At 62.4% G+C, this 13,908-nt stretch carries 13 protein-coding genes; 6 read left to right on the top strand and 7 right to left on the bottom strand.

Annotated elements, in window-relative coordinates; translation table 11 throughout:
- Positions 1-16: 16 nt before the first annotated feature.
- Positions 17-1,237 carry an LL-diaminopimelate aminotransferase gene (locus NT26_RS09680; RefSeq protein WP_052638603.1) on the bottom strand — a complete coding sequence of 407 codons (1,221 nt, stop codon included), beginning with the start codon at positions 1,235-1,237 and terminating at the stop codon, positions 17-19.
- A 97-nt stretch (positions 1,238-1,334) separates the two neighbouring features.
- Entirely contained in the window at positions 1,335-1,733 is a 399-nt protein-coding gene (locus NT26_RS09685; RefSeq protein ID WP_052638604.1) for a hypothetical protein, read from the bottom strand.
- Between the two features lie 81 nt (positions 1,734-1,814).
- Here NT26_RS09685 and NT26_RS09690 point away from each other — a divergent pair, with 81 nt between their 5' ends.
- From NT26_RS09690 to sthA, 5 genes are all read left to right on the top strand, one after another.
- The gene (locus tag NT26_RS09690) at positions 1,815-3,707 is read left to right on the top strand and encodes a PHA/PHB synthase family protein (protein WP_082077670.1); all 1,893 of its coding nucleotides are present in this window, start codon (positions 1,815-1,817) and stop codon (positions 3,705-3,707) included.
- Between the two features lie 9 nt (positions 3,708-3,716).
- Positions 3,717-4,436, top strand: a complete 720-nt coding sequence (sfsA, locus tag NT26_RS09695) for a DNA/RNA nuclease SfsA (RefSeq protein WP_052638606.1) — start codon at positions 3,717-3,719, stop codon at positions 4,434-4,436.
- 25 nt (positions 4,437-4,461) lie between these two features.
- Positions 4,462-5,298 carry a type I methionyl aminopeptidase gene (gene map, locus NT26_RS09700; RefSeq protein WP_052638607.1) on the top strand — a complete coding sequence of 279 codons (837 nt, stop codon included), beginning with the start codon at positions 4,462-4,464 and terminating at the stop codon, positions 5,296-5,298.
- A 3-nt stretch (positions 5,299-5,301) separates the two neighbouring features.
- The gene (gene radC / locus NT26_RS09705) at positions 5,302-6,114 is read left to right on the top strand and encodes a RadC family protein (RefSeq protein WP_052638608.1); all 813 of its coding nucleotides are present in this window, start codon (positions 5,302-5,304) and stop codon (positions 6,112-6,114) included.
- Positions 6,115-6,248: 134 nt separating this feature from the next.
- On the top strand, positions 6,249-7,718 hold the full coding sequence (gene sthA / locus NT26_RS09710) for a Si-specific NAD(P)(+) transhydrogenase (protein WP_052638609.1): 1,470 nt from the start codon (positions 6,249-6,251) through the stop codon (positions 7,716-7,718).
- A gap of 48 nt (positions 7,719-7,766) precedes the next feature.
- On the opposite strand, the gene rpsD is transcribed toward sthA, so the two are convergent.
- Complete coding sequence (gene rpsD / locus NT26_RS09715) at positions 7,767-8,384, bottom strand: 30S ribosomal protein S4 (protein WP_052638610.1); 618 nt, start codon at positions 8,382-8,384, stop codon at positions 7,767-7,769.
- A 413-nt stretch (positions 8,385-8,797) separates the two neighbouring features.
- Here rpsD and NT26_RS09720 point away from each other — a divergent pair, with 413 nt between their 5' ends.
- Entirely contained in the window at positions 8,798-9,787 is a 990-nt protein-coding gene (locus tag NT26_RS09720; protein WP_052638611.1) for a TerC family protein, read from the top strand.
- A 99-nt stretch (positions 9,788-9,886) separates the two neighbouring features.
- Here the strand turns inward: NT26_RS09720 and NT26_RS09725 are convergent, their stop codons facing one another.
- From NT26_RS09725 to NT26_RS09740, 4 genes are all read right to left on the bottom strand, one after another.
- Positions 9,887-11,410 carry a helicase HerA domain-containing protein gene (locus NT26_RS09725; protein ID WP_052638612.1) on the bottom strand — a complete coding sequence of 508 codons (1,524 nt, stop codon included), beginning with the start codon at positions 11,408-11,410 and terminating at the stop codon, positions 9,887-9,889.
- Between the two features lie 121 nt (positions 11,411-11,531).
- Positions 11,532-12,170, bottom strand: a complete 639-nt coding sequence (locus NT26_RS09730; protein ID WP_052638613.1) for a LysE family translocator — start codon at positions 12,168-12,170, stop codon at positions 11,532-11,534.
- 76 nt (positions 12,171-12,246) lie between these two features.
- Positions 12,247-13,047, bottom strand: a complete 801-nt coding sequence (gene murI / locus NT26_RS09735; protein ID WP_052638614.1) for a glutamate racemase — start codon at positions 13,045-13,047, stop codon at positions 12,247-12,249.
- A complete protein-coding gene (locus NT26_RS09740) occupies positions 13,034-13,849 on the bottom strand; it encodes an RNA methyltransferase (protein WP_052638615.1) in 816 nt (271 codons plus the stop codon). The genes murI and NT26_RS09740 overlap by 14 nt, the downstream gene beginning before the upstream one ends.
- Positions 13,850-13,908: the final 59 nt, after the last annotated feature.

A 13,908-nucleotide genomic window follows, 5' to 3' on the forward strand; every position in this document is an offset into this window, starting at 1 on the left:
CCGGACATGCAGTCCGTTAGCGGCGACCGTTGAGCGAGATCACGTTGTGCATGGTCTCGTCTGCGCTCGAGAGAAACTTCTTGATGTTCCGCGCCGCCTGGCGGATACGGTGCTCGTTTTCCACCAGAGCCAATCGGACGTAGTCGTCGCCCATCTCGCCGAAGCCGACGCCGGGAGCCACGGCCACATCCGCCTTTTCGACCAGGAGCTTCGAGAACTCGAGCGATCCGAGATGCCGGAACTTCTCCGGGATCTTCGCCCAGGCAAACATGGTCGCGGCCGGTGGCGGAACCTCGAATCCGGCCTTGCCAAAGCTTTCCACCATCACGTCACGCCGGCGCTTATAGACAGCCCGGACCTCCGCGATGTCGGAACCGTCGCCGTTCAGGGCGTGGGTCGCGGCGACCTGGATTGGGGTAAAAGCACCGTAGTCGAGGTAGGATTTCACCCGCGTCAGCGCCGAGATCAGCCTTTCGTTGCCGACCGCAAAGCCCATCCGCCAGCCTGGCATCGAAAACGTCTTCGACATCGACGTGAACTCGACGGCCACATCCATGGCACCGGGCACCTCCAGCACCGAGGGCGGCGGATTGTTCTCGTCGAAATAGATCTCGGAATAGGCAAGGTCCGACAGCACGATGATGTCGTGCTTGCGCGCGAAATCGATCACGTCCTTGTAGAAATCCAGCGACGCCACATGGGCGGTCGGGTTGGAAGGGTAATTGATGATCAGCGCCAATGGCTTCGGGATGGAGTGGCGAACCGCCCGCTCGAGGGGCGGAAAGAAACTCTCGTCCGGTTCGACGGTCATCGAGCGAATTACGCCGCCAGCCATCAGGAAGCCGAAGGCGTGGATGGGATAGGTCGGGTTGGGGCACAGGATCACGTCGCCCGGCGCGGTGATGGCCTGCGCCATATTGGCAAACCCCTCCTTGGAGCCAAGGGTCGCCACCACCTGCGTTTCAGGATTGAGCTTTACACCGAAGCGGCGTGCGTAATAGGCGGCCTGCGCGCGACGGAGGCCCGGAATGCCTTTGGAGGAGGAATAACGGTGCGTACGCGGGTCCTGAACGACTTCGCAGAGCTTGTCGACGATGTTCTTCGGGGTCGGAAGGTCCGGGTTCCCCATGCCAAGGTCGATGATGTCGGCTCCCGCCGCTCGCGCGCTTGCCTTCAAACGGTTGACCTGTTCGAACACGTAGGGTGGCAATCTGCGAACTTTATGGAACTCTTCCATGACATTCCTCGTGAAGCACGCGCAATCAATTGAGAGCGCAAGGATCTGCCTTCCGGCAACTTGGTGATTTGCGGCCAAAAAGCCCCGAAAGCAAGTGCTAATTGGCGATCGCCGCTTCGGCTTCGCGTGCGTGTTCCGCTGCCAACCGCCGCAGCTCCGCGAGACGGCGCTGGTACTCGGCCTCGGTCACTGTTCCGTTGGCACGCGCCGCGGCAAGCGCCGAAAGCGCCGCTTCGGATCCAGCAGCCTCATCGTCACCGATCTGGACGTTGGCTGCTTTCAGCGTCTGGTCGAATGTGGGATAGGTGCCGCTGTCCCGCTTGGCAAGAGGCCCCTGTGGCGGCGGCGGGGCGTTGGAAACGACGGTCGCAGCAGGCGCGGTATTCGGGATCCCGTCGTCGAGTGCGAAGCTGTTGCATCCCGCCACGAGAATCGTCAGCGCGCCAATCGCCGTCAGACGCGGCATGACTGCCGCCAGAAACCTGCTCTTTTCCATGTCTTCTGCCTTACCCGGCCTTGGTGCCGTGACGCATTTTGCCGCGCGTCTCGCTGGCACTTGTATTCGTTTTGGGGCACAATGTACAAAAGAAATCAAATAACAAGAACTGGCCTTGGGGAGGAGCAGTTGGTCGAGAAGAGCGAGGGAGCGGAAGGCGGTCCCGGTGAGTTTCCGGGTTTCGATCCAAAGGCCGTTGAGCCCTATGTCGTCAAGGATCCCCATACGCTCGCCATCAACCTTGCCCGTGCCCTGGAACATCTCGGGCAGGCTGCCACGCAGTGGCTCGCAGCACACGACCGGGGCGAGGTACCGGACGATGCTGCCGACCCGGTGACCGATCTAGTCAAGACTCTTGCGGAGGTGGCCCAGTACTGGGTCTCGGACCCGAAGCGGACTCTGGAGGCACAGACCCTCCTCCTTTCAAGCTACATGGGCATATGGACCAGAACCCTGGCGCAGATGACCGGTCAGCCGGTCATCGAACCTGATACCTTGCCCAAGGACAAGCGGTTCGCGGACGAGGATTGGACGAAGAACCCGTTCTTCGCGTTCCTTCGGCAAGCCTATCAGGTTACCAGTTCCTGGGCCGAGAAGCTGGTGACGGAAGCGGACGGTCTCGACGACCATACGCGCATGAAGGCAACCTTCTACGTCCGCCAACTGACGGCGGCCCTGTCGCCTGCCAACTTCGCCCTCACCAATCCGGAGGTTTATCGCCACACGGTCGCGACCAGTGGGGCGAACCTGGTTGAAGGCATGCGGATGCTGGCGGAGGATATGGCTGCCGGTGGTGGAGAACTGCGCCTTCGCCATACGGACCACAAGCAATTCAAGATCGGCGAAAACCTCGCGATGACATCCGGAAAGGTGATCGCCCAGAGCGAAGTCTGCGAGGTGATCCAGTACGACCCTTCGACCGAAACGGTTCTCAAGCGGCCGTTGCTGATCGTCCCGCCCTGGATCAACAAGTTCTACATCCTCGACCTGACGCCGCAGAAGAGCTTCATCAAGTGGTGCGTCGACCAGGGTCATACCGTCTTCGTCATCTCCTGGGTCAACCCGGACGAGCGGCATGCGCAGAAGGACTGGGAGGCCTATATCGAGGAGGGCGTGGAGTTCGCGCTAGAGACCGTCGAAAAGGCGACCGGCGAGCGGCAGGTCAACGCCATCGGCTATTGCGTCGGCGGCACGCTGCTGGCGGCGACTCTCGCACTCCATGCGCAGAAGAAGGACCGCCGGATCGCCTCTGCCACCTTCCTGACCACGCAGGTGGATTTCACCCTTGCGGGTGACCTCAAGGTCTTCGTCGACGAGGAACAACTGGCAGCGATCGAGAAGCAGATGAGCAAATCGGGCTATCTCGAGGGATCGCGTATGGCGAACGCCTTCAACATGCTGCGCGCTTCGGAACTGATCTGGCCCTATGTCGTCAGCAACTACCTGATGGGAAAGGAGCCCCTGCCCTTCGATCTGCTCTACTGGAACGCCGATTCCACCCGGATGGCGGCCGCCAACCACGCCTATTATCTGCGCAACTGCTATCTCGACAACACGCTCAGCAAGGGTGAGATGAAGCTTGGAGGAAGGGTTCTGTCGTTGAAGGACGTCAAGGTCCCCGTCTACAACCTCGCCACGAAGGAAGATCACATCGCGCCGCCGCGGTCCGTCTTCAAGGGCTCTGCCTTGTTTGGCGGGCCGGTCGAATATGTCCTTAGCGGGTCCGGGCATATCGCAGGCGTGGTCAATCCTCCGGACAAGCAGAAGTACCAGTACTGGACGAACGGCAAGCCGCACGGCCAGTTCGAAGACTGGGTCGCCAAGGCCAGGGAGACCAAAGGCTCCTGGTGGCCGCACTGGCACGCGTGGATCGAAAAGCGCAGCAAGGAGCGCGTCGATGCTCGCACTCCTGGGGGTTCTGCGCTCAACGCCATCGCTGATGCGCCCGGGACCTATGTGCTGGAGCGCGTCTGACGCCGATCGATGATCTTTGATCCGCCACTGGTTCGCGCGACCCTCGTGCAGCGCTACAAGCGTTTCCTGTTCGACGCGCTGCTCGACGACGGCACGCCAGTCACCGGTTTCTGCCCGAACACAGGCTCCATGCGTGGCCTGACCACCCCCGGTTCACCAATCTGGATGTCACTGCACGACAGCCCGACGCGCAAGTACCGGCACATGCTGGAGATGGTGGAGGCCGACGGAACCCTTGTCGGCATCAATGCCGCCTTCGCCAACCGGATCGCTGAAGAAGCACTCGTAGCGGGCCTGGTGCCTGATCTCGGCGGCTATGGAAGCCTTCGCCGCGAGCAACGCTATGGAACAAGATCGCGCATCGATTTTCTTCTCAGCGGCTCCGGTCGTCCCGATTGCTATGTCGAGGTGAAGAACGTCCACTTCATGCGGGCACTGGGCCTTGCGGAGTTTCCCGACACTGTGACGACCCGCGGCGCAAGGCATCTGGAGGAACTTGGCGACATGGCCGAGGCAGGTCACCGGGCGGTGATGCTCTACGTCGTTCAGCGGCAGGATTGTGATCGTCTGAGGCTTTGCAGCGATCTCGATCCGCGCTATGCGGCAGCGTTCTGGCGTGCAGCAGCCCGCGGCGTGGAGGCATACGTGCTGCGATGCCGGGTGACGCCACAGGAAATCGTCGCCACGGACCTGATCGCCATGGACGAAGCTGGCCTGCCTGCATTATGAACGTAGAAATTGTGAGAGCATCCGGATGGTGAACTACATAGATGCGGTCGACGCCCCCCTCAAGAACACGGGCGCGATCCGGCTCTACAGCGCAGACGACTTCGCCGGCATGCGCAAGGCCGGTCTCCTGACGGCGCGCTGCCTGGACGAGCTGGCTGCCATCGTGAAACCGGGCGTCACCACCAGTACCATCGATCGCTTCGTCTTCGAATTCGGCATGGACCATGGCGCCCTGCCCGCAACATTGAACTATCGCGGCTACAAGTATTCCGTCTGCACCTCCATCAATCACGTTGTCTGTCACGGCATGCCGGACGACAAGCCGCTGAAGGAAGGCGACATCGTCAACATCGACGTCACCTACGTTCTCGATGGCTGGCACGGTGATTCCAGCCGCATGTACCCTGTCGGGCAGATCAAGCGTGCCGCCGAACGGCTTCTGGAAGTCACCTATGAATGCCTGATGCGGGGTATTGAGGCGGTTCGTCCGGGCGCGCGCACAGGAGCAATCGGCCAGGCGATCCAGACCTATGCGGAAGCCGAGCGATGTTCGGTGGTGCGCGATTTCTGCGGCCACGGTGTCGGACGGCTGTTCCACGATACGCCGAACATCCTGCATTACGGTCGTGCCGACGAGGGCCCGGAACTGCGGGAGGGCATGATCTTCACCATCGAGCCGATGATCAATCTCGGGAAGCCGCATGTGAAGGTCCTGTCGGATGGCTGGACCGCCGTGACGCGTGATCGCTCGCTGTCGGCGCAGTACGAGCATGCCGTCGGCGTGACCGCGACGGGCTGCGAAATCTTCACCCTCTCTCCGGCCGGCCTCGACCGGCCGGGTTTGCCACCGCTCAAGAGGTAGCGCATGACGAACCGCCCCGCCCCTCCACATGACGGCAATGCGCCTGCCATGGACGAGGAGGCGGACGAGCGCGGTTTCTTTGCCGAGCAGGCGCCGAAGTCGGCTTCCCTGAAGAAGAGCGACCTGCTGCCGCGGGACGAAAAGCAGGCACACTACCACGGCCATCGCGATCGTCTTCGTGCCCGATACCGCGAACACGGCGACGCCGCCCTCGCCGACTACGAGATCCTGGAGCTCCTGCTTTTCCGCCTCATCCCGCGGCGTGACACGAAGCCGATCGCCAAGGCGCTGATTGAACGTTTCGGCAATCTCGCCGGAGTGTTCGGGGCACCGGCTGCGCTCCTGCAGGAGGTGAACGGCGTCGGCGAAGCCGTTGCTCATGATCTGAAACTCGTCTCCACGGTCGCGCATCGCATGCTAAAAAGCGAGCTGCGCGGCAAGCAGGTGCTCTCCTCCTGGTCCTCGGTGATCGACTACTGCCATGCCGCAATGGCCTATGAGGCGCGGGAGCAGTTCCGGATCCTCTTTCTCGACAAGCGCAATGCGCTGATCGCCGACGAGGTGCAGGGCCGCGGCACGGTCGATCATACGCCGGTCTATCCGCGCGAGGTTGTGCGCCGGGCCCTGGAGCTATCCGCCACAGCGATCATCCTCGTCCACAACCATCCGAGCGGCGATCCCACTCCGTCGCGCGCCGATATCGACATGACGAAGACGATCATCGATACGGCCAAACCCCTTGGCATTACCGTCCACGACCACATCATCATCGGCAAGGAAGGCCATGCGAGCCTGAAGGGCTTGCGGCTGATCTGACGCCAATGTGGGAAGCGCGAACAAAGCGCGGCGCCGTCAGTTTGAACTCCACCAGCTTCAATCAATCCGTAAGATGCCCCTGATATGGTCAGGGGCTGGCGTCTCCTCGCCGCGCACAACAACCGGAGCATTTGATGAACCACTACGACCTCATCGTCGTCGGCAGCGGACCCGCCGGACGCCGTGCCGCAATCCAGGCAGCAAAGCTGGAAAAGAGTGTCCTGGTCATTGAAAAGGGCCGGCGCGTGGGTGGCGTGTCAGTGCATACGGGGACCATTCCGTCGAAGACACTGCGCGAGACGGCGCTCAACCTCACCGGTTGGCGCGAGCGCGGCTTCTACGGCCAGTCCTACCGCGTCAAGCAGCACATCGATGCGGCAGACCTCCACCAGCGTCTCTTGATCACGCTCGACCACGAAGTCCAGGTCCTGGAGCATCAGTTCGCCCGCAACCGCGTGCAGCAACTCCATGGCGCGGCTCGCTTTGTGGATCCGCATACGCTGGAGGTGACGCGGGAGGACGGAGAACTGCAGCGGGTAAGCGGGACGTCGATCCTGCTGGCGGTTGGGACGAAACCCTATCGTCCGTCCCATATCCCGTTCGACGGCGAGGCGATCATCGACAGTGATGAACTCCTCGACATTGACACTGTCCCGCGATCTCTCGTGGTTATCGGCGCCGGCGTTATCGGCATCGAGTATGCGTCGATCTTCAGCGCCCTTGACACCCAGGTATCCGTCGTTGAGCCACGCTCCACCATGCTCGACTTCATCGACCGCGAGATCGTCGAGGACTTCACCTACCAGCTCCGCGACCGCAACATGAAGCTGATCTTCGGCCAGACGGCTGAGAAGATCGAGCGGGAAGCCGGTGGAAAGTGCCGGGTGGAACTGAACAACGGCCGTGTCCTTCATTCGGAAATGGTTCTGTTTGCCGCCGGACGCGTCGGCGCCGTCGGCGAACTCAACCTGGAAGCTTGCGGACTGGAAGCCGACAGCCGCGGCCGGCTGAAAGTGAATCCGGAAACCTTCCAGACGTCCGTGCCGCACATCTATGCCGCCGGCGACATCGTCGGCTTTCCGAGCCTTGCATCCACGTCGATGGAACAAGGCCGCATCGCCGCGCGACATGCCGTCGGCGCACCGGCGAGCGAACCGCCCCAATACTTTCCCTATGGTATCTACGCGGTGCCGGAGATCTCGACCTGCGGCCTCACCGAGGAAGAGGTCATCGCCCGGAAGATCCCCTATGAGACAGGCGTGGCGCATTTCCGGGAGACGTCGCGCGGCCACATCATGGGACTGGAAACAGGCCTCCTGAAGATGATCTTCTCGCGCAAGACCCGCCGTCTGCTTGGCGTCCACATCATCGGCGAAGGCGCCACCGAGCTCGTTCATATCGGCCAGGCGGTGCTCAACCTGAAGGGAACCGTCGACTACTTCGTCGAGAACACCTTCAATTATCCGACGCTGGCGGAGGCCTACAAGATTGCCGGGCTCGACGCCTGGAACCGCATGGATCAGGGACCCAGGGAAGCACCGGTCGCAACTGCGCAGTCGCTGGATTCCGCGCTGCAAGCCATGAAAAAAGCCGCGTCGAGCTGACGCGGCTTTCGAGACAGAAAGGACGGGCCCGCGTCGCGGGCTCTCCCATTAGCGCGAGTAGAACTCGACGACGAGGTTCGGTTCCATGATGACCGGATACGGCACGTCCGAAAGGCTCGGAACGCGAACAAAGGTGGCGACCATCTTGCTGTGATCGGCATCGATGTAATCCGGAACGTCACGCTCGGCGAGCTGAACCGCTTCCAGAACCGAAACAAGCTGCTTCGACTTCTGGCGAACCTCGACGACGTCGCCCGGCTTGCAACGGTAGGAACCGATGTTGACGCGAACGCCGTTGACGGTCACGTGGCCGTGGTTGACGAACTGGCGGGCGGCCCAGATGGTCGGAACGAACTTTGCGCGGTAGACGATCGCGTCGAGACGCGACTCGAGCAGGCCGATCAGGTTCTCGCCGGTGTCGCCCTTGCGGCGGTTGGCTTCGTCGTAGATCGCACGGAACTGCTTTTCACGGACGTCGCCATAGTAGCCCTTCAGCTTCTGCTTAGCGCGCAGCTGCACGCCAAAGTCGGAAAGCTTGCCCTTGCGACGCTGACCGTGCTGGCCCGGGCCGTATTCGCGGCGGTTGACCGGGGACTTCGGACGACCCCAGATGTTTTCGCCCATGCGGCGATCGATTTTGTACTTGGATGATGCGCGCTTGCTCATCGTATTTCCTTCTCAACACGTTGCACCAGCTTGTTACCAAGCCGGTTCAAGGAAACACGCCCTCCTCTGGACTTCGATTTAGAAGTCCTGACAGGTTTCTCACGAAAGCGTCCGGAGAAAACCACGGGACATGTCAAATGAAACACCGGGCGTTGCCACCCGGTGCTGGCGGGTCTTTATGAGGAAGTTGCGCGATTGTCAACAGCGAGAGCCGAATGGGAGGTTCCGCATCGGTCGGAAGCCGCGGCGCCCTCCTCTGACGGTATCTGCAAAAAATCCTCCCGACGCCTCTTGAACGGCGCAGGGCGGCTTCCCATCTCGCCCGCCAGCACCGGGCCCCTCTGACGTGTATCGCCGGATCGACCGTGATGTCGGTGCTCTACCCATCAACTTGATCCGGCATGGACAATGTCATGGATTTCCTCTGGGTAGACTTCCAGGGAGCCGCCGTCTGGATGTGGCTCGCCTTCGTCACCGCCGTGATTGCTCTGCTTGCACTTGATCTCGGCGTTCTCCACAAGAAGAGCAAGGAGATCGGCATCAGGGAGAGCCTCCTGATGTCCGGCTTCTACATGACGCTCGGCATTCTCTTCGCCGGCTTCGTCTGGAGCCAGTTCGGTCAACAGGCCAGCCTGGAATACCTCACCGGCTTCGTCATCGAGAAAAGCCTGGCGATGGACAATATCTTCGTCATCGCGATGATCTTCGGCTATTTCTCGATCCCCCGGCAATATCAGCACCGCGTCCTGCTCTACGGCATCCTTGGCGTGATCGTCCTGCGCGGCATCATGATCGCGGCCGGTGCGGCTGTCGTCGAGAACTACGGCTGGGTTCTCTACCTCTTCGCCGCCTTCCTGATCATCACCGGCATCAAGATGCTGTTCTCCAGCAGCGAGCCCTATGATGTGGAGAGCAATCCGGTCTTGAAGGTGCTGCGCAAGCGCCTGCCGGTCACCGACCGCATGCACGGCGAAAAGTTTCTCGTCCGCGAGCCGGATCCGAAGACAGGCAAGCTGAAGACCTATCTTACGCCGCTGATGCTGGCGCTGATCCTCATCGAATTCGCGGATCTCGTCTTCGCGGTCGATTCGATCCCGGCAATCTTTGCCATCACCACGGACCCCTTCATCGTCTACACGTCGAACATCTTCGCGATCCTCGGTCTACGCGCCCTCTATTTTGCGCTCGCAGCCCTGATCCACCGCTTCGCGTATCTCAAGTACGCGCTGTCGGTTGTCCTGATCTTCATCGGCTCCAAGATCTTCGTCGCAGACATGCTGGGCCTCGCGAAGATCCCGCCGGTGGTATCGCTCGGGGTGACGCTGGCCATCCTCGCCGCGGGCATCATCGGCTCGTTGTGGGCAACGCGCGACAAGGCCTCCCGGATGACTGCTGCCGAGTAGTCCCGAACGGCCAAGCCCGCGTCAGGACGTCCGGCGCGGGTCTGGCTTTCTCTCTCGAACTTACCTCACGTACAGCTTAAGAGCGTGATCGATACGGTGTCATTCCGCCGCGTCCTGCCGCGCCACCGGCTCAGCATCAGGCGCGTCGGGCGCACCGGGGCAGGTCTGAACGTCGAGATCGGGAAAGGCGACGATCCGTTTACCACCAAAATCCGTATGGACCACGATCAGGCCCTGCTCCTCGAAATAGCCGAGCAGGCGGCGCGCGCGACGGGCGGAATGAGTACCGTAGGCCTTGGCGATGCGCATGTCGGACGGACAGGGTTCCGCGAGCAGCGCCGCCTTGGCGAGCATTAGGAAGACGCCCTGCAGATCGTCCGAAACCCGGACCGACAGCTCGAGCGCCGTCTGCCAACCCTCTGTCTCCGCCGTCTCCTTGTCCACCCCTGCCCGCGAGACCGCGACCCGTCGGCGAAATTCGCTCATCCCCATGGGCGGGCCAGGCAGCCTGCGCATTCGCGCTCGTACCAGGAAATCCTGGTAAAGCGCTGCATCTGTGCGATAGGCCGCCTGCGGGTCGTCGATGATTTCCGAGAGAACCGCATTGAGGCGCTCCTCCCGCTCCTCGGGCGAAAGCTCCGGCTGCGTCGGACGGCCTGGCTCCTGCGGCACGGGTCCTGCAGCCGGTGCGGATCGAGACAGTTCCGCGAGGATGTCCGTGGTCGGACGCGGCGCTGGCGGTGCACGCCGCACCATCGGCCGGGTGAACTCCTCCGGATCGGGCGTGAAGATCAGGTCCTCGACGTCCTGGGGCGCATCCGGCAGCGGCATCAGCTTGGGGCTGGAGGAGCGCGCGGACGTCTCCACCGGGCCTATCACGATCGGCAGCGGGCGGCGCGACAGCGCGGGACCAAGCGCGACGAAATTGCCGCGCTTCAGGTCGCGGAACATCTCCGCCTGCCGGCGGTCCATGCCGAGTAGATCGGCGGCTCGCGCCATGTCGATATCGAGGAAGGTACGGCCCATCAGGAAGTTGGAGGCTTCCGCCGCGACATTCTTCGCCAGCTTGGCAAGGCGCTGCGTGGCAATCACGCCGGCCAATCCCCGCTTTCGACCGCGGCACATCAAGTTGGTCATCGCTCCGAGCGACATCTTGCGGACCTCTTCCGAGACATCGCCGCCGACCGAAGGCGCAAACATTTGCGCCTCGTCGACCACGACCAGCACCGGGTACCAGTACTCGCGATCGGCGTCGAACAGGCCGTTCAGGAAGGTTCCGGCGGCCCGCATCTGCTCCTCGATATCGAGGCCCTCGAGGGTGAGGACGCACGAAACGCGATGCTGGCGGATACGCGTAGCAATGCCGATCAGTTCAGCCTCGGTCCGATCACCATCGACGACGATATGTCCGTACTTGTCGGCCAGCGTGACGAAGTCGCCCTCCGGATCGATGATGACCTGCTGCACCCATTGCGCCGACTGCTCCAGCAGCCGCCGCAGAAGATGGGACTTGCCCGAACCGGAATTGCCCTGCACCAGAAGGCGCGTCGCCAGAAGCTCCTCGATATCGAGCTTGGCCGGAGCGCCCCCGGACACGGTCCCCATATCGATACCGACCTGCAATGCACTGCCCTCGTATGCTCAGTCTCTTGGCGGTGACTCATTCCCCGCAAGCACGAGGGGTCTATCACGGATGCAGACGCGATGCGCGAGCGGAAGAGATTTGTTCACAGCCGAATCGGGATCACGCGACCATCGCACGCTTCCATCCGAGCGTCAGGAGCCCGGCGCCGATCATCAGCGACCCGCCGGTACGATTGACGATCCGCTGGACCTGAGGCTTGCGGATCCGGTTGCGCGCCAGCGATGCAAGGAGCGCGTAGAGCGTCGCATTGAGGGTGGCAAGCACCAGGAAGGTCGTCTCGAAGATCGCCATCTGGACGAAGAGCGGCCGCGTCAGGTCGAGGAACTGCGGCAGGAAGGCGACAAAGAACATGATGCTCTTCGGATTCAGCGCCGTCACCACATAGGTGTGCAGGAAAATCCTGAACGGCCGCTCGGACGGCACACTACCCTCTTCCATGGCCACCCCGCTCGAGGCCGGCGCTCGCCACAGCTTGATCCCCAGATAGATGAGGTAGGCCGCGCCGATCCACTTCAGCACCGTAAAGAGCGTTGCCGATGTTGCCAGCAAAGCACCTAGCCCGAGCATCGAGGCCGTCATGGCGGTGAAGTCCCCCAGCGCCACGCCGGCCACTGTGGCCGAGGCGATCTTGCGCCCGTGCCCGAGAGCATACGAGATCACAAGCAGGATCGTCGGTCCCGGAATGGCCAACAGGACGGCGGAGGCGGCAACGAAGGCGAGCCAGGTTTCAATCGGCATGGGCGATTCCTCTCGATGACGTGCAGCAGCAAGCCACCGTTCCTGTCGCTTTGCAAGGTGCGGCGACGCCGCCGGCTCAGGCCCGCAGGCCGAAGCCCTGCATCAGCCGCCGGATGGGGGAATCCGGGTTGCCGGAAGTGAAGACGGCGATATCAGGTTCCGTCGGGATCGGCTCGTCTGGCCGTCGCTCCTTCGGCAGTAGAGACAGCGCCCGCCGCGCGATTGCCTCGGCAGGATCGATCCAGTCGACCGGCCAGGGCGCGGTCTTGCGCATCCGGTTGACCAGGAAGGGATAGTGCGTGCAGGCAAGGACGACGATGTCGGTCCGGCGCCCGTCCTGCTCGATGAAACACAGGGCGATCTCGTCTCGGACGGCTGACTCGTCGACGAAGCCTTCGCGCATATAGGTTTCGGCCAGTCCGGCAAGACGCTCGCTGCCTACGAGGCGCACATGCACCTTCGACGCCCAGTCGCCTATGAGGTCTCGGGTGTACTGTCGCTTAACGGTCCCCGGCGTGGCCAGCACAGAGATGAGGCCGGATCGGGTCCGCTCGGCAGCCGGCTTGATTGCCGGTACGGTTCCCACGAAGGGGGTCTGTGGGAAGGCAGACCTCAGATCGCCAAGCACGAGGGTCGAGGCCGTATTGCAAGCAATGACCGCGATCTCCGGATCGTACCGCTCGATGAGACCGCCGAACAGGGTGACGATCCGCTCGCGCAACTGCTCCTCATCCCAGCCGCCATAGGGAAAGCCGGCATCGTCCGCGACGTAGACGAAGCGGCGCTCCGGCATCAGCACCCGCGCCTCGCGAAGCACCGTAAGACCGCCGATGCCCGAATCGAACATCAGCACCGGCTTCAGATCAGGCGTCGCCATTCTCCGGCGCCTCCCCGGCGCTACCGGTCTTCTTCGGCCATCGCCGCGGGAACCGGTCCAGCGACGAGATCACCCCGCGAAAAACGCTGATCTCCTGCTCGCTGAAGCCGCGGCGTGAAATGACGGCGCGGAGATTGTCGACCATCTTCGGCTTCTTCGCCGGCGGATGAAAATACCCGCGCGCATCGAGCGCCTCTTCCAGATGCTCGAAGAGGCCGAAGACCTGCTCCTTGGTCGACGGCCGCTGCTCGACAGGCTGGAAGGGTGTGGCCGCCACGTCGTCCAGACCCGTCTTCATCCACTCATAGGACATCAGCAGCACCGCCTGGGCGATGTTCAGCGACGCAAATGCCGGATTGACGGGAAAGGTGACGATCTCGTCCGCCAGCGCCACCTCTTCATTGGTGAGGCCCCAACGCTCGCGGCCGAAGAGGATACCGGTCTTCTCCCCTGCCCTGAACTTCTCGCGCAGCGTGGTTGCCGCGACAACCGGCGATCGGACCGGTTTGAAGCCGTAGCGCTCCCGCGCGGTCGTGGCGTAGACGAAGTTCAAATCCTCGATCGCCTCCTCCAGGTTCTGGAAAACGCGGGTCTGGTCGATCACATGGTCGGCCTTGGAAGCCGCCGAGCGCGCCTTCTCGCTCGGCCAGCCATCACGTGGGTTGACCAGCCGCAGTTCGGCGAGACCGAAATTGGCCATAGCCCGCGCCACCATCCCGATATTTTCGCCCAGTTGAGGCTCGACCAGGATAATGGCCGGACCTTCGGCTATGAGTTCGCGCTCGCTGTTTGTGCCTGACATTCTTCAACCCGATCCTTCGGGCGCCGCAATAGCGGTCGCGAGGCGGAACGGCAAGGCCC

Source organism: Pseudorhizobium banfieldiae, from assembly GCF_000967425.1.
Lineage (GTDB): Bacteria > Pseudomonadota > Alphaproteobacteria > Rhizobiales > Rhizobiaceae > Neorhizobium > Neorhizobium banfieldiae.